The sequence below is a fragment of the Lentzea albida genome, assembly GCF_900111005.1.
GTDB classification, from domain to species: domain Bacteria; phylum Actinomycetota; class Actinomycetes; order Mycobacteriales; family Pseudonocardiaceae; genus Lentzea; species Lentzea albida.
The window spans coordinates 106412-128153 of sequence record NZ_FOFV01000002.1; the positions used below are offsets into that span (position 1 = coordinate 106412).

Consider the following 21742-nt stretch of genomic DNA (forward strand, 5'->3'; position numbering starts at 1 on the left):
GTCGGGCGGAACGGGGCACAACGGATCCGGGTACCGGTCCGGAACCCGTTACGGGTTCACAGCCAGGAACAGGAAGGCCGCCAGGAGGACCAGGTGCACGCCACCCTGCAGGCGCGTCGCCCGTCCCGGCACCACGGTCAGCACGCTGACCAGGACCGTGAGCAGCAGCAGGATCATCTGCGTCGACCCGAGCCCCAGCATCAGCGGCCCGTCGAGCCAGATGGTCGCCAGCGCGATGGTCGGGATGGTCAGGCCGATGCTCGCGATCGCCGAGCCGTAGCCGAGGTTGATGCTGGTCTGGATCCTGTCGCGCAGCGCGGCGCGGGCGGCGGCGATCGTCTCGGGCAGCAGCACGAGCAGCGCGATGACGACACCGACGAACGACTGGGGGAAGCCGGCGGCCTTCACGCCCGCTTCGATCGCGGGCGACTCGATCTTCGCGAGGCCGACCACCGCGACCAGCGCGACGAGCAGCAGCCCGAGCGAGGTGAGCGCGGCCTTGCCCGACGGCGCGTCGGCGTGCTCGTCCGCCTCGATCACGCCGTCCTCGTCGACCGGCAGGAAGAAGTCGCGGTGCCGCACGGTCTGGGTGAAGACGAACATCGCGTACAGGCCGAGGGACGCGAACGCGGCGAACGCGAGCTGCGGGCCGGAGAACTCGGGGCCGGGCGTGGACGTGGTGAACGTCGGCAGCACCAGGGTCAGCGTCGCGAGCGTCATGACCGTCGCGAGCGCGCCGCCGCTGCCCTCGGCGTTGAACAGGATCGTGTTGTGCTTGATGGCGCCGAGCAGCAACGCGATGCCGATGATGCCGTTCGTCGTGATCATGACCGCGGCGAACACCGTGTCGCGCGCGAGCGACGAGGCCTCCGGACCCCCGGACACGATCAGCGTCACGATCAGGGCGACCTCGATGACCGTCACCGCGACCGCGAGGACCAGCGACCCGAACGGCTCCCCCACCCTGAGCGCGACGACCTCGGCGTGGTGCACGGCGGCGAGGACGGTCGCGGCGAGGACCACGGCGACGATCGCGACGAGCACGCCCCCGAGGTCGCGGCCCCAGAAGAGGGCGAGCAGGACCACGCCGAGCACGGGGGTGATGGTCGTCCAGTGGAGCAGCGGGAAGCGAGGGGCGGCGGCCATGATCCAACCCTCGCATACCCGGCGGGTTCTCCGCCATTCGGCGCAGCACTGATTCCGGGTGCGAGAAAATGTGGAGCGGAGCGCCCCTGCCGCGCCCCGCTCCACATTCCTGGATGGTGCCGTGTTCGATTCCTAGAAATCGAAGAGGGCACCCGTGTGCGCCAGCATGACGCACGAGTTCGGGTAGGTGTGCACCTCGTTCACGGGCTCACCCCGCCAGAAACCGAACATCGCGACCTCGACCGGGGCGTAGTGGAACGTGCACGCCCTGTCGTCGGCCCGCAGGGCCTGCAGGTCGGTGCCCGCGGAGGCCAGCGTCGCGCAGGCGAGGGCCCTGCGCGGGTGCTGGTCACCTCGTTCGCAGGTCAGGACGGTCGCCTTGAGGGCGCCGCCGTCGAACTCCGAGTACTGGGCGGTCAGCACGAGCGCGGTGGTCCCGCGTGCGGCGGGAGCGGCCTGCGCGGTGCCGGCGAAGGCGAAAAGTGACACGAACAGAGCAACGAACGCACAAATGCGGCCGGACATGAAAGCGGTCCTCCTGAGACCTCACAAAAACGGGCCGGTTCTCGGCCGCCGCAGATGTTGCCACCCGGAATCGGGTGGGCGAAAGGGGCCAGCATTCGTTCACTGATCACATCTTCGCTCCCTTAAAACGCGGTTGGGCCGAACGGATGTGTCGCGCGACACGTTCGCCGAGACAGAGCCGTCGACGGACTGTTGCGGGTTGCTGACAGACGAGGTTGCGCGCGGACGTATTATTCGAATCGTGTCCAAGACCTCCAGACGCGTCGTGTTCGGCGTGCTCCTGATCGTCACACTCGTGGTTTCCACCGGCGGCGCGCTGGGTTACCTGGGCAGATTGACGATCGTGTTCGACCGCCACCCGGGAAAGCAGCTCGCGATAATCGAGGAAGTGCCCGGACCGCCGGACGGACCGCAGTGCGCGATCGACGCCCGCTACTTCGACGAGGAGCCGAGAGGCCTGCGGCCCGAGGTGCTGCAGGCGTGGCTGAAGCTGCGCCAAACCGCCTCTGAGCAGGGCATCACGCTCTGCCTGAACGACGGCAAGCGCAGCCGTCAGCAACAGCGGGCGGAGTTCGACGAGGCGGTCGAGAAGTTCGGGACCGAAGAACTCGCGTCGAAGTACGTGCTGAATCCGCCGGACCGTTCGATGCACGTGATCGGATTCGCCGTCGACGTCCAGCCGATCGAATCCGCGAAATGGGTCGAGAAAAACGGCAGCACCCTCGGCTGGTGCCGCCGTTACGAAAACGAGCAGTGGCATTTCGAGTACAGCTCCGGCTATCTCACCGGAGGGTGCCCCGCCCTGATCCCCAGCGCGACGGGCAGCTGAACCCCCGCGCAAAGGTCTAGACGCCTGACATGCGCGCGAGGTTGCACGGACATAATCTGACAAGCCCAGTTACCAGATCGGGGGACACCGGTGGCCCGTGCCTACGGCGGCATCTCACCCGAGCAGCGCAGGGCCGAACGCCGCGCGAAGCTGCTCCAGGCGGGCCTGCGGCTGTTCACGAGCACCGGTTTCGCGGCGACGAAGATCTCCGGGCTGTGCACCGAGGCCGGCGTCTCCACGCGCAACTTCTACGAGGAGTTCGCCTCGAAGGAGGACCTGCTGCGCGAACTGCACGACCTGATCAACGCGACGGCGTTCGACCGGGTCCGCTCGGCGCTGGCCGGGCTGGCGACCGACGACGTCGGCACGAGGATCACGACGCTGCTGGACGTGTTCATCGGCAGCGTCACGGCCGATCCCCGTGCGCCGCGCCTCACCTACGTCGAGGCCGTGGGCGTGAACGCCGAGATCGAGCAGCAGCACGTCCGCTGGGTGCGCACCTGGGCGGAGTTCATCGAGTCCGAGGCGCTGCGAGCGGCGGACGCGGGCGCGGCGCCGCGGCGGGCGTACCGGCTGACGGCGATCGCGCTGGTGGGAGCCATCACGGGCCTGCTGCGGGAGTGGCAGGCGCACGAGCCGCCGCTCGCCGTCGACGAGATCGCCACCGAGATCCGCGCGCTCGTGCTGGCGGCCATCACTCGCCCGTAAGGGTGTTCGGGACCGAAAGCGGCCGCACGTGCCCCGCGCCACTCGTACGGTGCTGAGATGGTCGAAATCCCCGCGGCGCTCGAACAGCTCGCGGCCGAACGCGGCCTCGGGCCGTGCGACCACAGGTTCCGGCGGCGCGTGACGATCTTCTCCGTGCTCGGCGTGTTCGCCGCGGCCGGGGTGGTGCTCCTGCTGCTGATGCTCAGCGCGGCCCCGGTCGTGGTGCTGGCGCTGCCGATCTGGATCGCCTGGCTGCTGGTGCAACGCCGCCGCGGCGGTGGCCTCTACCTGTTCACCGGCGGGTTCGTCGTGGTGCGCGGGTGGACGGTGCCGCAGGTCGTGACGTGGGACGAGGTCGAGGAGATCCGCCGCGAGGGCATGGTCGTGACGGCGTTCCAGGTGCCCGTGACGGAGTCCAGCGACTACCACGTGGAGCTCAAGGGCCGGGTCCTGTCCGTGACGCTCGACAGCACCTACGAGGACTTCCAGAAGGCGGCGACGATCATGCGGTCGCGCGTGCGCCGGACCGGGGCCCGGTGAACCGACCCGGCGCCGCCGCCCGTATCACCCGTTGTGAGCCGATTCGCCGTTCTCGCGCTGCTCGTGTGCCTGGGTGCCTGCTCCTCCCCTCCGGACGAGGAGACGGCCACGCTCGCCGAACTGGAGGCCGCTGCCGGTCCGGTCGCGGGGCCCACCCAGATCCTGCCGGGAGACATCGCGAAACTGCAGGTCGTGGAGTCGCCCGCGGTCGGCGCCGTCGTCGCCGACCGCGAGGCCTACACGCTCTACTTCACCACGCAGGACGGCCCGTCCAAGCCCACGTGCCTCGAACCGGAGTGCACGCTCGTGTGGCCGCCGTTGCTCGCCAAGGGCGGCAAGATCGAGGCACCGGGCCTCGATCCGGCCCTGCTCGGCACCACGAAGCGCCCGGACGGCCTGGAGCAGGTGACGATCGCCGGCAAGCCGGTCCACCGGTACGTCGACGACGAGCAGGCGGGCGACACGACCGGGCACGGCGTGGACGACAGGTGGTTCGCCATCTCACCGGCCGGAGCCAAGGCGACGCGCTGAGGCACCGGGCGCGCGACCGCACGGCGTGACGCCCGAACCACCCACTGGTACCGGCGGCCCCGAGGGGTTGCCGGTTTGTCGCGTTCGGGTTACTCGAACGATTCGTTTGTACCGGAAATCCTGAAACCGGTTCCGCGCGGAACCGGTTTCAGGTATCAACTGTGAGAGCGCTCCCATAGACGCTGCCGCCGCACGAGCCCTCTCGGAGACCACATGGATCGCGACGACGTGCCCTACCTCGACGCCACGCTGCCCACCGCAGAGCGGGTCGCCGACCTCCTCGGCCGCATGACGCTGGCCGAGAAGGTCGGCCAGATGATGCAGCTGGACTCGAGGGAGGACCTGGACGACCACGTGCTGCGCAAGCACGTCGGCTCGATCCTGCACACCTCGCCCGAACGAGTGCTGCGCGCGCAAGACCTCACCACGCGGACACGGCTGCGCGTGCCGCTGCTGATCGCCGAGGACTGCATCCACGGCCACTCGTTCTACGAGGGCGCCACGATCTTCCCGACGCAGCTCGGCATGGCGGCGTCCTGGGACCCGCGGCTCGTCGAGCAGGTCGCCCGCGTGACCGCCGTCGAGGCCGCCGCGACCGGCGTGCACTGGACGTTCTCGCCGGTCCTGTGCATCTCGCGCGACCTGCGTTGGGGCCGCGTGGACGAGACGTTCGGCGAGGACCCGGTGCTGATCGGTGAGCTCGCGGCCGCCATGGTCCGCGGTTACCAGGGCGATGGCCTGACCGACGAGACGGCGATCCTCGCGACCGCGAAGCACTTCGCCGGCTACTCGGAGACCCAGGGCGGCCGTGACGCGAGCGAGGCGGACCTGTCGCGCCGCAAGCTGCGCTCGTGGTTCCTGCCGCCGTTCGAGCGGGTCGCCCGCGAGGGCTGCGCGACGTTCATGCTCGGCTACCAGTCGACCGACGGCGTGCCGATCACGGTCAACTCGTGGCTGCTCGACGAGGTGCTGCGCGGCGAGTGGGGCTACAAGGGCACGCTCATCACCGACTGGGACAACGTCGGCCGCATGGTCTGGGAGCAGAAGCTGCAGCCCGACTACATGCACGCCGCCGCGGCCGCGGTGAAGGCCGGCAACGACATGATCATGACGACCCCGCAGTTCTTCGACGGCGCGCTGCAGGCCGTCGAGGAGGGTCTGCTGGCCGAGTCGGACCTCGACCGCGCGGTCACCCGCATCCTCACGCTGAAGTTCGACCTCGGGCTCTTCGAGAACCCGCGCAGGCCCGACGCCGAACGCCAGCGCACGATGATCAACCACGACGACCACGTGGCGCTGAACCTGCAGGTCGCGCGCCGGTCGCTGGTGCTGCTGCGCAACGACGGCGTGCTGCCGTTCGCCCAGGGCAAGGGCAAGATCGCGGTCGTCGGCCCGCTCGCGGACGACGCGCAGACGCAGCTCGGCGACTGGGCGGGCTCGTCCGGCCAGGCCGACTGGCTGCCCAACGGCCACCCGCGCGAGATGATCACGACCGTCCTGGACGGCCTGCGCGAGCTGTCGGCGGGTGAGGTCACCTACGCCCGCGGCGCCGACATCCTCACGCTGGAGCCGGACCCCGAGGGCGACACGTTCCCCGACGGCCAGCCGCGCCCGCCGGTGGTCAAGCCGTGCGCGCCGGACGCGGACCTGATCGCCGAGGCCGTCGCGGCAGCGCGGGACGCCGACTACGTCGTCGCCGTCGTCGGTGACCAGATCGAACTGGTCGGCGAGGGCCGGTCCACCGCCACGCTCGACCTCATCGGCGGCCAGATCGCCCTGCTGGACGCGCTGGCCGAGACCGGCAAGCCGCTGATCGTGGTGCTGCTCGCGTCCAAGCCGCTGGTGCTGCCCGCCTCCGCCCGCAACGCCGCCGCGCTGCTGTGGGTGGCGAACCCCGGCATGCAGGGCGGCCGCGCGATCGCCGAGGTGCTGCACGGGCTCGTCGAGCCGAGCGGACGCCTGCCGATCTCGTTCGCCGCGCACGCCGGCCAGCAGCCGACGTACTACAACCAGATCCGCGGCCAGCACGGCACGCGCTACGCCGACCTGACGCAGGAGCCGGCGTTCGCGTTCGGCGAGGGTCTGTCGTACACGACGGTCGAGTACGGCGACCTGCACGTGGAGACGGCGGTGCTGCGCCCGGACGAGACCGTCAAGGCGTCGATCACCCTGTCCAACACCGGCTCGCGGCCCTCCCGCGAGACCGTGCAGGTCTACGTCAGCGACGCCGTCACGTCGGTGAGCTGGGCGGACAAGGAGCTCAAGGCGTTCCGGCAGGTCGACGTGGAGCCCGGCGAGACCGTCAAGGTCGACCTGGAACTGCCGGTGTCGGACTGCACGATCGTCGACGCGGCCGGGGTGCGCGTGGTGGAGCCCGGCGAGTTCGTGCTCCTGGTGGGCCCGAACTCGAAGGACCTGCGCCGCGCCGAGTTCACCGTGAAGCCGCTGCCTTGAAGGGACCGGGCACGATCGTGAGGTAGCGGGGAGGGACCTCCACCGCCTTCGTGATCGCCTTCTTGACCGCCGGGACGAGGTCCGCGTCGACCAGTGCGACAGCGGGCCTGCCCGGCGGGTCGATCAGCAGGCTGGCGCCCCGCGCGCCGGCTTTCAGGGCGGCTTCGACCACCGCGTCCTGCTCGGGATCCGGGTTCTGGGCGCGGTGGTAGGCCGTCAGTTCCGCCCCGAGGTCGTTCGTGCCCGGGGTGTGCGGCCGGTGCTCCTGCGGTTCCTCGCGCCTGATCCTCGTGTCGACCACCAGCAACCGCTGACCGGGCAGGTCGAGTGGGTCGGGGTCCGTCCGGCCGATCTCGCCGAGCGCGAGTCCGACGGCCGCGTCGAGGGCCTCGCGCGCGGACAGCCCGCTGCCGTGCGGCAGGTCCACGCTGCACATCAGCGTGGCACCACCCCTCGCCCGCACGCCTCGTGCCCAGGCCGGAACGTCGTCCGACGGCAGCACGGCGCGTTCGGCGGGGCGGTTCACCGACACGAGTTCGAGGACGCCGTCGTCGCGCAGTTCTCCCGCCACGATCGCACCCCACTTGGCGTGCACCTTGACGGCACCGCCCAGCAGGTTCAGCACGCCCGGCACGTACCAGACGCCTTCGGCCGGCCGGCCGAACGTGCGCCGGAACGCGTGGGGCACCAGCCTGAGCTCGGGCGCGAGCTCGGGCCGGTCCGCGATGTCGACCGTCATGCCTGCTCCGCCGGAACCTTCTGGGCCAGCAGCCGGTAGGCGTTGCCGTTGCCGGTGCGGGCGGCCGCGATCCTGTTCACCGTCTGGTCGAGCGCCAGCGCGACGAAGAACGCCGGGATGCCCAGCGACCACACCAGGAAGCTCTTCGTCCTGCGCAGCCTGACCTCCTCCGGACGCCACGGCGCGGGCGTCCGGGGTGCCTTGTCGCCGAGCCACAGCAGCAGGGCGAGCGTGAAGTCGTTGCAGAGGTGGGCTTCCTTGCGCTCGGTGGCCACCGTGGTCAGCCCGCGTTCGGCGAGCGCCTGCTCCAGGTTGCCGATCGGCATCATGTGCTGGTGCTGCGGCTGGAACCACGGCATCCAGTACCGGCCGAACATCCGGCCGAGCCGCCACTCCGGATCGGGCAGCTCGATCAGCAGGTACCCGCCCTGCGGCAGCACGTCCGCCGCGATGTCGAGCTCCTCCCACGGGTCGCGCACGTGCTCCAGGTAGTGGTGCATGCTGATCACGTCGTACTGGCCCTTGAGCTCGCCCGCGAAGTCCTTGAAGCTGCCCCGGTAGGCGTTCTGGATCCGCCCGAGCCGTGCCGCGTCCTCGATCGCCGCGCCCTGGTCGAGCCCGTCGAACGTCGTCTGCGGCAGGACCTCCTTGGCGCCCAGGCAGAAGTGGGCGTGCCCGGAGCCGACGTCCAGCCAGCGCTCGGGCCTGGTGAACGGCTCGACCATGCGCGCCCGGCCGTAGTAGGGGTCGGTCTTGCCGGAGAACACCGCCTCCGCCGACGTCTCGCCGAGGCCGTCGTAGAAGTCGCGGTAGTAGAAGCCCAGGCCTTCCTCGGTCAGGCGCGGGTTCTGCCAGACGTGTCCACATCGGACGCAGCGGTCCATCGTGAACGTGCCGGGCTTGCGCTGCACCAGGTCCGTCGCGGTGACCCAGCGGCGCAGTTCCGCACCCCCGCACGACGGGCAGTTGTCGCGCGGTGCCTCGTGGAAGTTCTTGTCGCGGTTCTGCTCGTACCAGGGCCCGGCCTGCTTCAGGTGCTCTGCCTGCCGCTTCTCGGCCGTGGACTTCTTGCCCCCGGACGTCTTGAACCACAGGTAGGGCGTCCGCAGCACGCGCGGCACCCAGAGGTCACGCGGTTTCAGCGGCGTTCCGGCGAACACCAGGACCGGGTGCGCCCAGTAGGCGGCGAGCGCGACGAGACCCCACCGCCAGTCCGTGACCAGGGCACCGACGACGGCCGCGTACCCGATGACCGAGCCCGCGATCCACAGCGACGGCCGCTTTCCCAGCTGCCGCAACGTCGCCGCGCGGTACCCGATGTCGTACGGCCCGGCCTTCAGCCCCGGCGCGACCGCGATGTCGACCTTCGCGTGCACGTGGTCCTTGACCCGCCGCACGTACGCGACGAACTCGGTCGGGTCGTCGGGGTCGACGTCCTCGCGGTACTGCTCGCGCACCAGCACGGCCTGTGAGGCGCTGATCCCGCGCGCCCACTGGTCGTCGCGGTACCTGCCCGGGTCGACCGCGCCGAGCAGGTCGAGCGCGGCCACCGTCGGCAGGTCGCGCGGCACCAGGTCGACCAGGTCCGCGTCGGTCTCCCACGAGCCTTCCGGGTGGACCCCGGTGGCGGTGAGGAGCGAGTGCTCACCCACTCCCGAAGGGAGCACTCGCAGCTTGGACGCGCGGGACCGCAGGCGCAGGACGTCGAGGACGACGACGAGCACCACCAGCACGGTGAGGATCACCCTGCCACCACCTTTTCCAGTCGGTCGGCCGCGGCGGCTGCGCCACCCGCCTCGGAGAACGATGCGCGCACCCGTTCCGCGGCGGCCGCGTACTCCGGCTCGTCCAGCACGGATTCCAGTGCGCTGCGGATGTCTGCCGCTCTTGCGCGCGAGTACGTCAGCCGCACACCCGCGCCCGCCTCGACGACCTGGGCGGCGACGGTCGGCTGGTCGTCCCGGATCGGTGCCACGACGAGCGGCAGGCCGTGGGCGAGGGCCTCGCAGACCGTGTTGTGGCCGCCGTGCGTGACGACCGCGTCCAGGTGCGGCATGAGGGCGAGTTGGGGCACGGACGGGAGGATCAGGACGTTGGGAGGTGCGGGGCGCGGCTCACCGACCACGACGGCGCGGACGGGCAGGTCGGCCACGGCTTCGAGGGCCTGCGTGAGGAAGCGCTCCCCGGCGGGGCCGTTGAGGGTGCCGAGGGAGACCAGGACGCTCCGCTCCGCCGCCCCACCGCCCATTCGCCCCGCTACAGCGCTGTCCCGCCCCGCCCCGCGCACCAGCCACTCCCACGGGAACCCACTCCGCTCCACCCGGTGCTCCAGCGCCGGCCCGACGAACGCCACCTCGTCGCCGAACTCCCCCGCCACCAACGCCTTCGAGCTGTAGACCAGCACCAGCCGCTCCGAGAACCTGATGTCCCCACCGGCGAAGTCGTGCAGCAGGTCCCGCACCCAGGCATCGACCTTCGGCATCGTCCTCAGTGGATTCACCAGCTCCGCCGACGTCGACGCCGACGTCACCCACGGCAGCCCGGCCTCCCGCGCCACCACCGGTCCCGCGAGCGCCTGCTGGTCCGCGACGACCACGTCCGGCTGGAAGGCGCGCACCGCGTCCGCCACCCCGGGCACCATCGCGTGCCCCAGCGGGATCAGGAACTCCTCCCAGAAGAACTTCAGCACCGCCATCCCGCGCAGCGCGAGCCATCGCTCCCGCTTCGCGCGGATCTCGGCTTCCAGGTCGTCGTCGATCGCCGGGAGGATCCTCGCGTTGTCCGGCAGCAACGGCGCCAGGGTCGCGGGGTGCCCGACCCACGCCACGTCGTGCCCGCGCGCCAGCAGCTCGCCGCCCACCGAGGCGGTCGGGTTGACGTGGCCGGTCAACGGCGGCACCACGAACAGGAACCGGCTCATGACGGCAGCCAGTCGAAGAGCACGTCCAGCAGTTCGGCCGTGGCCTCGCGCAGGACCGTGTGCCCCAGCCCGGAAACCACGTGCAGGCGGCACGACGGGATGCGTTCGCGCAGCTCGGCGGCGGCGCCGATCAGTTCGGACTCGGCGCCGTAGACCCCGAGCACCGGGCACCGCACCTCGCTCAGGTCGAGCTTCGCGCCGGAGCCGAGGTCGTCGATCAACGTCGTGCCGTTCAGCAACGCGTTGGCGTTCACCGCGAGCTTCGCGATCTTGCGCTGCCCCAGCGCCATCAGCTGGTCCTGCGTGCGGTCGAACTCCAGCCCCAGCGCCGCGACCGTCAGCGTGTTGGTGATGTCCTCGAACCACGCGTCGCCGACCACACCGCCGACCGCCGACTCGACCAGCACGACACCGCCGACGCGGTCGGGTGCCTGGACGGCCGCGTGCATCGCGACGACCCCGCCGTAGCTGTTGCCCAGCAGGTAGACCGGCTCGGTCACGCCGATCTCGTCCAGCACGGCCACGAGGTCGAGGGCGCTCTCCTCCGGCGTGTAGCCGGAGGGCGGCCGTTCGGACAGGCCGTGGCCGCGCAGGTCGAAGAGCACCGTGCCGAACCCGGCCTGGGCCAGCGGCGCGGCGAGCGTGTAGTAGAAGCTCGACAGGTTGTCCATCACCAGGCCGTGCACGAACACCACGGTCGGCACTCGGTTGTTGATGTCAGCTGTCGGCCCGAGCCGCTGCACGTGGAAGCGCAGCCCTCGGGCGTGGACCTCAGACACGGGCCGTGATGTGGTCGACGAGCCGGCCGACGGACATCGCCATGATCTCGTCGATGTCCATGTCCGCCAGGAAGGCCACGAGGTCGACGCCGTAGTGGGCGTTGAGCTTGTCGGCCAGCGCGACGAACTCGATCGACTCCAGGCCCAGGTCGTCGCTGAACGTGGTGTCGCGGGTGATCTCCACGCCCAGCAGGAAGTCGGGCCCGACCACCTCGGTGATCAGCTTGCCGACCTGCTGCAGCACCTCGTCCATCAGATCTCCGTTCGCACGCGGGCCGCGGCTCGCCCTTGTTCGCTGGTCACTTCGGTGCGCGGGACGGCGAAGGCCCCGCGCACCCGTCCGTCGGCGGACACGGTCAGTTCGGCCGGGTAGACCGGCCCGGCGCCGCGTCCCCACAGCCACGACCGGACGGCGTCCTTGGTCGCGATCACGCGCAGCAGCCAGTCGCGCTGGGCGGGCACGGCCAGGCCGCCGTAGTGCAGGCGCTCGGCCGAGTTCAGGTAGCGGCGCATGATCAGGTCACGGGTGGCGCTGTCGGACCAGTTCTCGGTGACCCGCAGCCACTCACCGTCCACGACGGACAGCATCTCGGTGCCGGGCCTGAGCTTCACCTGCCAGATCCGGTCGTCGGTGGTGAAGCGGCGGGTGGTCCAGCCGGTGATCCGGCACCACAGCGCGCCGTCCACGGTCAGCTCGGCGTCCGCGACCATGGTCTGGCCGGTGACCTCGCGGATCCACGCGGTGCAGTGGACGTCGCCGGTCGGCACCGGCCCGTGGAACGTCACCTGCTCGATCCCGGTCGGCAGCACGGTCTGGTCCTCCGTGCGGCAGACCTGCATCCAGTGCCCGATCAGCTGTCCCGCGCTGTCGAGCAGCGCTCCGGGCGCGGGCAACGGCGTCAGCACGCCCGCGATTCCGTTGTCCGCCAGGCAGTCGATCTTCGTGACACCCGCGAACGCCGGTCCGTGGAACATCCAGTTGTCGCTGTACAGCTCGGCGGCGCTCACGGGTGCCTCGCGGACGCCTTCCAGCTCCTCGCCGACGCGCCGCGGTGCCTGCGGGGACATCAGCACGACGCCCTCGGCGTAGTCGCCGACCCGGACGGCCACGCGGTCCGCTGCTTCGGCACGGGCGGAGATCTTCACAGTCGTCGCGGGCAGCGCCGTGAGCCAGCGCTTGGCCCTGACCTGGGCGAACCCGTGCACGGTGCCGCCGGTGAGCCGGCGCGCGGCGTCCGCGAACACCTCCAGCAGACCGGTCGCGGGCACGATCGGGAACCCGTCCTCGCGGTCAGGCCAGCCGGGCGCCTGCGGGAACACCGAGTGGTCGACCAGTTCCGGCATGGTCCGCAACGAGAACTCGCGGGTGAACCCCACCTCGTTCGGCCGGAGCGCGCTCACGACCTCACGCGCGACGGCGTTGGTGTGCGCCAGGAGTTTGTTGACCGCGGCGGACATCGGGCTGTCGTCCGCCACCGGCACGGGTTCGGTGCCGAGCGGCTCCACCTCGATCCGGGGCGTGCCGAGCCGGAGCTTGACCCCGTGGGCGGTGCCGCGCTTGAGCCCGAACGCCCACAGCGCTTCCGGCGCTATGTCGGCGTTGACGGCGATGTGGGGCTTGCCGGACAGCGTGTCACCGATGAAACCCGGCAGGCTGCCCTGTCCGATCTGGACGAACGCGCGGAAGCCCGCGCCGTGCAGGCGTTCGAGCAGCGGCCGGAACCGGACGGGCTCGACCAGGTGGCGCAGGACCAGGTCGCGGACGTCGTCGGCGGCCATGGGTTCGAGGGAGTTGGCCGACCAGACGGGGATGTCCGACGTGCGGACCGGCAGCGCGTCCAGCACCTCCCTGGCCCGCCCCAGGTGGGGAGCGAGCGCCGGGGTGTGGAAGCCCGTGCGGAACGGCATCAGCTGCGCCATCACGCCGTCGGCCTTCAGGGTGCCCAGCACCTCTTCGAGGCGGTCGACCGGACCGCAGATCACCGACTGGTGCGGGCAGTTGTCGTGGCTGATCGTCACGCCCTCGACCAGGTACCGCTCGGCGGTGCCGGCCGAGCACCCCAGTGCGGCGTAGGCGATGTCGACCACCGCGACCGCGCCGGGACCGAGCGCTCCGACGAACTCGTCGATCGTCGGGTAGATGCCGCCGACGACCATCGCGGTCCACTCGCCCATGCTGTGCCCCGCCAGCGCTCCCGGCGTGATGCCGAGCGCCATCAGTTCGCGGGCCTGCGCCCGGCCGTCCTGCAGCAGTCCGACGGCGTGGTCGACGACCTCACCGCTGAACTCGCGCTCGAAGCCGGGGAACACGAACGCGACCTGGTCGGTGTCGGTCAGCAACGGCTGCGGGCTGAACCAGATGTCGTGGCGGCCGGGCCAGGCCTTGCTCTGCGCCAGCACGCGTTCGGCGAGCTTGAGCTTGCGGTCGTCCGGGTCGCCGATGGCCAGCCGGAACGCCCTGTCCGCGGTGGACGTCCGGCGGTCCTTCAGCGCCGTGGCCAGTTCCTCGGCGGTGTCGGCGGCGAACGTCATCACCGGCTTGCGCGGCCGGGCGATGGTGTGGCCGTCGAGCACAGCGTGGGCGTTGATCCCGCCGAACCCGAACGCGTTGACGACCGCGCGATGCCGTCCGGTCCACTCGCGAGCACTCGTCACGGGCGTGAACCTGGTGCCGGTCAAGCTGCCGTGCGGGTTCTCGACGTGCAGGGTCGGCGGAAGCGTGTTGTGGTGCAGGGCGAGCGCGGCCTTGATCAGCCCGGCCATGCCGGCGGCGGGCATCGCGTGGCCGATCATCGACTTGACCGTGCCGATGCCGATCTCGTCGCCGTCCGCGCCGAACGCGTTGATCATCGTCTGGAGTTCGGCGGCGTCACCGGCGGGGGTGGCGGTGCCGTGCGCCTCGATCAGCCCCGGCGCCTGCGTCCGTGGATCGAGACCGGCGTTGGCCCAGGCCCGGTGCACGGCGAGGAGCTGGCCCTCGGGGTTCGGCGTCATCATGCTGGTGGCGCGGCCGTCGCTCGCGGTGCCGACACCGCGGATCACCGCGTAGACGCGTTCGTCCCGGACGTCCTCCACCCGCTTCAGCACGACCATGCCGACGCCCTCGGACAGCAGGGTGCCGTCGGCCTCCGCGTCGAACGGCCGGATCCGCTGCTGCGCGCTCAACGCCCTGAGCTGCGTGAACACGCTCCACAACGTCGGGTGGTGGCAGACGTGGACGGCGCCGGCGATCATGGCGTCCGCGCGGCCCTCCTGGAGTTCGCGGACGGCGTGCTCGACGGCGACGAGTCCGGACGCGCAGGCCGCGTCGACCGTGTACGCGGTGCCCTTGAGGTCGAACCGGTTCGCGATCCGCGAGGCCGCGAGGTTCGGCACGAGCCCGATCGACGCTTCGGGCTGCTCGGGTCCGAGTCGCTCGCGAATCGCCTGGCGGACGGTGTCCAGCTCGGTCCCGGAGAGGGCCGGGAACAGGTCCTTCACCACGGACACGACCTCGTCCGCGAGCCTGACCTTCTGGTCGAGCCGCGCACACCCCGGTGTCAGGTAACCGCCGCGTCCGACTACAACGCCGACTCGGTCCCGCGACGGCAGGACGGCCTCACCTCCGGCGTCCGCAAGCGCTTCCGCGGCCGTGGCGAGGGCGAGCAGCTGATCGGGCTCCGCGCCGTCCACAGTGGACGGCATGATGCCGAAGCGGGTCGGGTCGAACTCCGCGAGGTCGTCGACGAACCCGCCGCGGCGGCAGTAGAACCGGTCGCCGGTCCTGCTGTCCTGGTCGTAGTAGGTGGCCGGGTCCCAGCGGCCGGGCGGGATCTCCCCGATCGCGTCGACACCGGCGGCGATGTTGCGCCAGAACGCCGCCGCGTCGGGGGCACCGGGGAAGACGGCGCCGATCCCGACGATCGCTATGCCTCCCATCGGTAGACCACCTGCACGTCGCGGCCGTTCGCGATCTCGTCGAGCAGCGCAGACACGCCCTGGCGCGGCTCGATCAGCGGGATGCCGCGCCGCGCGTACTCGTCCGCGAGCCCGACCGCCATGCCCGCGCCCGCCCAGGGGCCCCAGTCGACGGCGACGACCCGGCGTTGCGCGCCCCAGAACCGCGCCATCCGGTCGAGCGCGTCGTTGGCCGCCGAGTAGTCGGCCTGCCCGCGGTTGCCGAACACGCCGCTGACGCTGCCGAACAGCACGAGGAAGCCGTCACCGAACGCCTTGGCACCGTTGACCTTCGTCGCCCAGACCCGGTCGAACGACTCCTGCGTCTTGGCGTCGATCAGCTTGTCGTCCAGCACCCCGGCGCCGTGGACGACACCGTCGAGCCGGCCGAACCGGGCCTTGATGTCGTCGACCACCTTGCCCACGGCCTCCGCGTCGGTCACGTCGCACTCGTGGTACCGCACGCTGGACGCCTTGGCCCGCAACCGTTCCAGCGTGGCCCGCACCTCACGCTCCGCCAGGACCTTGCGCGCCTTGGCCGGAACGGCGTCGGTCTCCCCCAGCTCGAACAACGCCTTCACGAGCGCGGGCTCGGTCGTGGCGTGGGCGAGCCGGTGGTCCTCCGGCGCGATCGGCGTGCGGCCGATCAGCTCGACGTGGCACCCGGTCCGGTCGGCGAGCTCCTGTGCCGCCAGGGCGGTGATGCCGCGTGCGCCACCGGTCAGCAGCACCACGCTGTCGGCGTCGAGGGCGAGTGGCGAGGTCTCCTCGAGGTCCTCGGGAACCGCCTCGATGAGCTGACGCTTTCCGGCCTGGTACCCGACGACGGCCGGTCCAGGCCCGATCTCGGCGAGCAGCGCGGTGGCGATGTCGCGGTGGCTCTCCTTGGGGTTGACGTCGACCGAGCGCACCACGAGGTCCGGGTACTCGAGCGCGGCCGTGCGGATCAACCCGTGCAGGCCGATGTCCGCAGGCAGCTCGTCGGGCTGGTGGTCGAAGCCGAACGTGCCGCCGCCCGTGGTGACCACGACGAGCGCCACACCGTTCGTCACACACGCCTTGACCTCGCTGAACGCTTCCGGCAACCGGGCGCCGAGCCTGACGACGACGTCGATGCCGGTCAGGTCCGCCGGGAACGCCGGTTCGACGCGCGGGCGGGCGGTGTGGCGTTCGAGGAGGTCGGCGAGTTCGAGGCCGATGCCGTTGTCGTCGACGATGAGGACGGTCTTGCCGGTGAGGTCGGGAGGGGTGGCGGGCCCGGTGGCGACCACCCGCGGCACGAGCCTGACCAGCCTGCCCGTTCCCGCCTCGATCGCCTTCGGCTTCGGGGGTTCGGCGAGAGCCGGAGCCTCCCCGAACCAGCCCACGATGGCGTCGATCGTCTTCAGCTGCGCCAGGTCGTCCACCGACCCCGTCGCCCCCAGCTCCGCCGCCAGCTCGCCCACGATCTCCGTGCGCTTGATCGAGTCGATCGACAGATCGGCTTCCAGGTCCAGCCCCGGCAACAGCATCTCGACCGGGTAGCCGGTGCGGGTGCTGATCGTCTGGAGCACGACCGCCCGCACGTCCTTGGCCGCGGGCGTGGCCACCGGTGCCGAGCCGAACCACCCGACGATTCCCTCGATGGTCTTGAGCTGCGCCAGCTCGTCCACGGACCCGGCGGCCCCCAGTTCGGCCACCAGTTCGCCGACGATCTCGGTCCGCTTGATCGAGTCGATCGACAGGTCCGCTTCCAGGTCCAGCCCCGGCTGCAACATCTCGACGGGGTAGCCGGTGCGCGTGCTGATCGTCCGCAGCACGACCGCGCCCACGTCCTCCTGCGGCTTGACCACCGCCACCGGCTCCGCCACGACCACGGGCTGGTCGATCACCTGCGGGGGCGCTGCGGCGGGTGCGGTGCCGAGGTAGCTCAGCAGCACGTCGCGCTGCGCGCTCACCGCGTCCCGCATGCCGTCCAGGAACTTCTCGACGATCTCGTCCCGGCCGAGTCCCGAGCCCACCCGCAGCGTCGGGAACTCCGTCGCGGGTCGCAGCCCGCCGGGCAGTGCGTCGCCGTTCGCGTCGCGCACGAGTCCTCCATCCACGTACCAGCCCGGCCGTGGCGGCACCGCCGTGGCGGGTTCGGCCCTGTCCTCGAACAGCGGTGCGGTGTCGACCTCGACACCGGCGACCGCGAGTGCTGCCAGCGTGCGCAGGAACGTCACGTGGCCGTCGCAGCGCAACGCCTGGTGCGGGCGGTCGCCCAGGGTCTTGCCGACGAGCGACGTCAGCACGCCGCCGGGGCCCGCCTCGACGAAGATCCGCGCTCCCGCCGCGTACATCGACTCGACCTGCTCCACGAATCGCACCCGGCCCGCGAGTTGCGCGGAAAGCCCGTCCGCGATGTCGTGGTGCGGCTCGGCGGACACGTTCGACCACACGGGGAACCGCAGCTCTCCCACCGGAAGGTCCTCCAGCCGAGCGGCGAACCGCGACCGCGCACCGGCCATCAGCGGGCTGTGGAACGCGGCGGCGACCGGGATGTCCTTCACGGTCAGCCCGGCGCTCCTCAACGCCTCCACGGCACCGCGGACGGCCCCGGTCGGTCCGGAGATCACGACCTGGTCGGGCGCGTTGTGGTTGGCCACCACGACATCGGACGGCAGCAGCGCCTCGACCTCGGCCACCGGCGCGGTCACCGCCGCCATCGTGCCGGGGTCCTCGCCGACGGCCTCCAGCATCGCCTCGGCACGGGCGGCGCTGAGTTCCAGCAGCTCGGTGGAGCCGAACGCACCGGCCGCCGACAGCGCGACCAGCTCGCCGTAGCTGTGGCCACCGGCGAGATCCGGCCGCACGCCGACGGACTCCAGCAGCGAGGTCACCATCAGGCCCGCGATGCCGAGCGCGGGCTGGGCGTTGCGGGTGTCGGTGATCTCCGCGCGCTGGCGTGCCACGTCGTCGGCGGTCAGCGCGGCCGGTGGGTACATCACGCGCTCGTAGCGCTCGTCGAGGAAGTCCTGCAGCCGCGGGAAAGCCGTGACCAGGTCGAGCAGCATGCCCGGCCGCTGGCTGCCCTGGCCGGGGTACAGGAACGCGACCTGGGGCCGCTCCCCCGTCCGCAGCGACACCACGTCGGAAGCGCGCCAGGCTTCGACGTCCGTCAGCGCCGCCAGCAGCGCGGTGTGGTCGCTCACCACGAACGCCGCCTGCACCGTGCCCTCACCACAGGCCGCGGCCAGTGACCGCAACGGGGTCCGTTCGTCGACCAGGGCGCGGAGCCGGGCGGCTTCCCGTTGCGCGGCAACGGGGTCGTCGCCGCGGATCAGGAACAGTTCGGCGGGCCAGGCGGTCAGGCCGTGGCGAGGTTCGTCGGCGCCGGTGTACCCCGCGATCACGGTGTGGAAGTTCGTGCCGCCGAAACCGAACGCGCTCACGCCCGCGACCCGGTTCCTGCTCGCCCACGTGCGGTGGCCGAAGGTGAACGGGCTCGTGCCGGCGTCCCAGAACGCGTTGGGCCGCTGGACGTGCAGCGTGCCGGGCCGCAGTCCGGTGTGGACGGCCAGCGACGCCTTGATCAGGCCGGCGAGTCCGGCCGCGCACTTGGTGTGGCCGATCTGCGACTTGACCGAGCCGATCGTGCACGTGCCGGGTTCAACGCCGGAGAACATCTCGGTCAGCGACGCGAGCTCGGTCCGGTCTCCCACCACGGTTCCCGTGCCGTGCGCCTCGACCAGACCGACGTCGGTGACCGGCAGCCCAGCCGCCGTGTAGGCGCGGCGCAACGCGCGTTGCTGACCTTCCGGACGGGGTGCGGTCAGGCCCCTCGACCGGCCGTCGCTCGACGCGCCGATGCCCTTGATCACCGCGTAGACCCGGTCTCCGTCGCGTTCGGCGTCGGCGAGCCGCTTGAGCACGACCGCCGCCACTCCCTCACCGAGCGCGATGCCGTCCGCCGCCGAGTCGAAGGTGGCGCAACGGCCTTTGGCGGACAGGGCTTTCACCGAGGCGAACATCTGGTAGTCGTGTGCACTGTTGTGCAGGTCGACCGCGCCGCACAGCACCATGTCACTCGTGCCGCCGACGAGTTCCTTGCACGCCACGTCGAGCGCGGCGAGGCTGGACGCGCAGGCCGCGTCGACCGTGTAGTTCGCGCCACCGAGGTCGAGGCGGTTCGCGACGCGTCCGGCGATCACGTTGCCGAGCACCCCCGGGAACGAGTCCTCGGTGAGCGCCGGCAGGTGGTCGTCCAAGCCGCGAATTCCCAGCGCGGGCAACGCCGTGCGGACCGTGTAGGCGTTCGCGAGGTCGGCTCCGGCCTCGGCACCGAAGATCACCGACGTGCGCTCGCGGTCGAACACCCGCGTCGCGTAGCCCGCGTCCGCCAAAGCCTTCGCCGACACCTCCAGCGCCAGCAGCTGGGCCGGTTCGATCGAGGTCAGCGAGGCGGGCGGGATGCCGTACGCGAGCGGGTCGAAGGCCGTGCGCGGGAGGAAGCCGCCCCAGCGGAACGGGCTGCCGTAGCGCTCCGGCGACCAGCGGTCCGGCGGGACCTCGGTGACGGAGTCGGTGCCCGCCAGCACGTTCGCCCAGAACTCGGCGACGTCCCGCGCGCCGGGCATGATCGCGGCCATGCCGACGATGGCGACGTCCAGCGGCTCGGGTTCGACGGTCTCCTCGTCGACCCCCGCGACCACACCGGACACGATGTCCTCGTGCAGCGCGGCGATCGTGGTGCGCTCGGAGCGCAGCGTCGCCACCTGGCCGATCATGAACATGCCTTCGCGGCGCTGCTCGTCCTCCCCGACCTCCTTGAGCACGCCCTCCTCGCGCACGAGGCCGCGGCTCGCGAGCCGGAGCCGTCCGAGGTTGAGCTGTTCGAGCCTCTCCCAGCTCTCCTGCTTCGACAGGCCGGTCAGCTCCGCACGCGCCTGCTCGAACATGTCCACATAGGACGTCTGCGCGCAGCGGACCGCGTGGCCGGGCGAGGTCTCCAGCAGCGCGGTGTCCTCGCACGCCAGCGCGACCTGCTGGAACACCGGCTGGATCGCGCCGTGCGTCACGGCCTCCTCGGTGAACAGGTAGGCCGTGCCGACGAGAACGCCCACGGCCGCACCCCGTGCCGCGATCGACGCGGTCATGGCGGAGATCATCGCCGCGGAACGGGCGTCGTGGATGCCGCCCGCGAACAACGCGACAACGTCCTTCTCACGGCCGCGCAGCACGTCGATCTGCTGCTGCCACAACGTGAAGCTGGTGCGCGGGCCGGTGTGGCCGCCGCACTCGGAGCCCTCGAAGACGAACTTGCGCGCGCCCTCGTCGAGGAACCGGCGCAGCAACGCGGGCGACGGCACGTGCAGGAACGCCTCGATCCCGGCGTCCTCCAGCTCGCGGGCCTGCGCGGGCGCGCCACCGGCGACGATCGCGTACTTCGGACGAACGGCCAGCACGGCCTCCATCTGCCGCGCCCGCAGCTCCGCCGGCGCGAACCCGAGCAGCCCGACGCCCCACGGCCGGTCGCCGAGCTTGCCGGCGGTGGTCTCCAGCAGTTCGCGGACCGCCGGGCCCTCCATCAACGCGAGCGCGAGGAACGGCAGCGCGCCGCCCTCGGCGACGGCCGCGGCGAACGCCGGCTGGTCGCTGACACGGGTCATCGGCCCCTGCGCGATCGGGTAGCGCAGACCGGGCACGCGGTCGCAGAACGGTCCGGCCGGCCGGACCGACCGGTGCTCACCCACGAGGGTGAGATTGTCCCGAATGCCCCGCGCAATCGCGCCGACCACACCGCCGACGGTCCCGAACGAGGTACGGTAAGAATCAGCCAAGGAACCTTCTTGACCAATTTCGAGCGCGTTTTGACGAACATGCACGCGTAACCCGTCGTTCACGACGGTGTCGGCGCCGTCCATCAACCGGACCGCGTTGACAAATTCGCCGGAAATATGTTTTCGGGCCTCCGCGACGAGCGCGAGCTGGCCCTCCAGCACCACGCCGCGAGCACCGCCGGCGATAGCGGCGGCGGCCGTGTCGGGCCCGATCGAACCGGCCACCCAGACCGGCAGATCGGTCAGCGCGAGCACCTGCTGAAGCAGCACGAACGCGGGCGAGCCACCCACTCGGCCGCCCGACTCGGCACCCTTCGCGATCAGCCCCGTCGCCCCGAACTCGATCGCCGCAGCCGCTTCCGCCACCGAGGTGACGATCACGAGGACACGGCGTTCACCCAGCTCAGCGCGGCTCGGCGCGTACCGGGCGAGATCCACCACGACGGTGTCGACGACCTGCGGCAGAGGCGCCGCCAGCGGCCCGTGCAGTCTCACCCCGAACGCACGCGGGTGACGCGCGGCGACCCGCGCGAGGTCGGCGGCGGCATCGGGCCCGAGGTCGAGCACGCCGAGCCCGCCCGCCCGTTCGGCGGCGACCACGAGGGCCGGGTTGGGGGCGTTGAACGGACTCAGGCACAGCACCCGTTCTCGATCCGACAGCATCTTCACTGCGCTCACTTCCTCACCCTGCAGGGGTGGGGAGAAAGGAATTCAGCTAGGGTTCCTACTGGTCGGTACGGTTACGATGCGCTCACCGTACGCACAAACCCGAGGTGCCGTCGAGAGGGTGATGAAAATTTCTCACGTACGTAACCTGACGAATGGACCCGGATG

Annotated in this window: 14 protein-coding genes; 5 read left to right on the top strand and 9 right to left on the bottom strand. The window is 71.2% G+C overall.

The window, feature by feature from the left end:
• Positions 1-48: 48 nt before the first annotated feature.
• Together BMY74_RS05890 and BMY74_RS05895 are read right to left on the bottom strand one after the other, a co-directional pair.
• Positions 49-1146, bottom strand: coding sequence for a calcium:cation antiporter (locus BMY74_RS05890; RefSeq protein ID WP_089910814.1), 1098 nt, complete (start codon positions 1144-1146; stop codon positions 49-51).
• A 132-nt stretch (positions 1147-1278) separates the two neighbouring features.
• Positions 1279-1635 carry an SSI family serine proteinase inhibitor gene (locus tag BMY74_RS05895; protein WP_177229599.1) on the bottom strand — a complete coding sequence of 119 codons (357 nt, stop codon included), beginning with the start codon at positions 1633-1635 and terminating at the stop codon, positions 1279-1281.
• 277 nt (positions 1636-1912) lie between these two features.
• On the opposite strand from BMY74_RS05895, the gene BMY74_RS05900 reads away from it, so the two are divergent.
• The 5 genes from BMY74_RS05900 to BMY74_RS05920 all read left to right on the top strand — a co-directional run bounded on the left by BMY74_RS05900 (position 1913) and on the right by BMY74_RS05920 (position 6733).
• On the top strand, positions 1913-2500 hold the full coding sequence (locus BMY74_RS05900; RefSeq protein ID WP_245785924.1) for a D-alanyl-D-alanine carboxypeptidase family protein: 588 nt from the start codon (positions 1913-1915) through the stop codon (positions 2498-2500).
• A gap of 90 nt (positions 2501-2590) precedes the next feature.
• Positions 2591-3208: a TetR/AcrR family transcriptional regulator gene (locus BMY74_RS05905; RefSeq protein WP_089910820.1), complete on the top strand. Its 618-nt coding sequence runs from the start codon at positions 2591-2593 to the stop codon at positions 3206-3208.
• Between the two features lie 57 nt (positions 3209-3265).
• On the top strand, positions 3266-3748 hold the full coding sequence (locus BMY74_RS05910) for a hypothetical protein (protein ID WP_089910823.1): 483 nt from the start codon (positions 3266-3268) through the stop codon (positions 3746-3748).
• Positions 3749-3781: 33 nt separating this feature from the next.
• Entirely contained in the window at positions 3782-4279 is a 498-nt protein-coding gene (locus tag BMY74_RS05915) for a COG4315 family predicted lipoprotein (protein WP_089910826.1), read from the top strand.
• Between the two features lie 213 nt (positions 4280-4492).
• Positions 4493-6733, top strand: a complete 2241-nt coding sequence (locus BMY74_RS05920) for an exo-beta-d-1,3/1,6-glucosidase (protein ID WP_089910829.1) — start codon at positions 4493-4495, stop codon at positions 6731-6733.
• Here BMY74_RS05920 and BMY74_RS05925 read toward each other — a convergent pair.
• The 7 genes from BMY74_RS05925 to BMY74_RS05955 are packed head-to-tail and all read right to left on the bottom strand — an operon-like array spanning position 6711 to position 21586.
• Positions 6711-7472, bottom strand: a complete 762-nt coding sequence (locus BMY74_RS05925; protein WP_089910832.1) for a hypothetical protein — start codon at positions 7470-7472, stop codon at positions 6711-6713. The two genes, BMY74_RS05920 and BMY74_RS05925, sit on opposite strands and share 23 nt — an antisense overlap.
• On the bottom strand, positions 7469-9217 hold the full coding sequence (locus BMY74_RS05930; protein ID WP_089910835.1) for a methyltransferase domain-containing protein: 1749 nt from the start codon (positions 9215-9217) through the stop codon (positions 7469-7471). The genes BMY74_RS05925 and BMY74_RS05930 overlap by 4 nt, the downstream gene beginning before the upstream one ends.
• Positions 9214-10392 (bottom strand): glycosyltransferase, encoded by a 1179-nt coding sequence (locus BMY74_RS05935; protein ID WP_089910837.1) that lies wholly within the window; start codon positions 10390-10392, stop codon positions 9214-9216. The genes BMY74_RS05930 and BMY74_RS05935 overlap by 4 nt, the downstream gene beginning before the upstream one ends.
• Positions 10389-11171 (bottom strand): alpha/beta fold hydrolase, encoded by a 783-nt coding sequence (locus tag BMY74_RS05940; protein WP_143091459.1) that lies wholly within the window; start codon positions 11169-11171, stop codon positions 10389-10391. The genes BMY74_RS05935 and BMY74_RS05940 overlap by 4 nt, the downstream gene beginning before the upstream one ends.
• The gene (locus BMY74_RS05945; RefSeq protein ID WP_089910843.1) at positions 11164-11424 is read right to left on the bottom strand and encodes an acyl carrier protein; all 261 of its coding nucleotides are present in this window, start codon (positions 11422-11424) and stop codon (positions 11164-11166) included. Before BMY74_RS05945 ends, BMY74_RS05940 begins: the two co-directional genes overlap by 8 nt.
• Complete coding sequence (locus BMY74_RS05950) at positions 11424-15089, bottom strand: type I polyketide synthase (RefSeq protein WP_089910846.1); 3666 nt, start codon at positions 15087-15089, stop codon at positions 11424-11426. Before BMY74_RS05950 ends, BMY74_RS05945 begins: the two co-directional genes overlap by 1 nt.
• Complete coding sequence (locus BMY74_RS05955; protein ID WP_245785925.1) at positions 15077-21586, bottom strand: type I polyketide synthase; 6510 nt, start codon at positions 21584-21586, stop codon at positions 15077-15079. The genes BMY74_RS05950 and BMY74_RS05955 overlap by 13 nt, the downstream gene beginning before the upstream one ends.
• Between the last annotated feature and the right edge of the window lie 156 nt (positions 21587-21742).

Bases quoted from the DNA above. Each gene is read 5' to 3' on its own strand.
- BMY74_RS05890 (WP_089910814.1), bottom strand. From the start codon at position 1,146: ATGGCCGCCGCCCCTCGCTTCCCGCTGCTCCACTGGACGACCATCACC.
- BMY74_RS05910 (WP_089910823.1), top strand. From the start codon at position 3,266: ATGGTCGAAATCCCCGCGGCGCTCGAACAGCTCGCGGCCGAACGCGGC.
- BMY74_RS05920 (WP_089910829.1), top strand. From the start codon at position 4,493: ATGGATCGCGACGACGTGCCCTACCTCGACGCCACGCTGCCCACCGCA.
- BMY74_RS05925 (WP_089910832.1), bottom strand. From the start codon at position 7,472: ATGACGGTCGACATCGCGGACCGGCCCGAGCTCGCGCCCGAGCTCAGG.
- BMY74_RS05935 (WP_089910837.1), bottom strand. From the start codon at position 10,392: ATGAGCCGGTTCCTGTTCGTGGTGCCGCCGTTGACCGGCCACGTCAAC.
- BMY74_RS05945 (WP_089910843.1), bottom strand. From the start codon at position 11,424: ATGGACGAGGTGCTGCAGCAGGTCGGCAAGCTGATCACCGAGGTGGTC.
- BMY74_RS05950 (WP_089910846.1), bottom strand. From the start codon at position 15,089: ATGGGAGGCATAGCGATCGTCGGGATCGGCGCCGTCTTCCCCGGTGCC.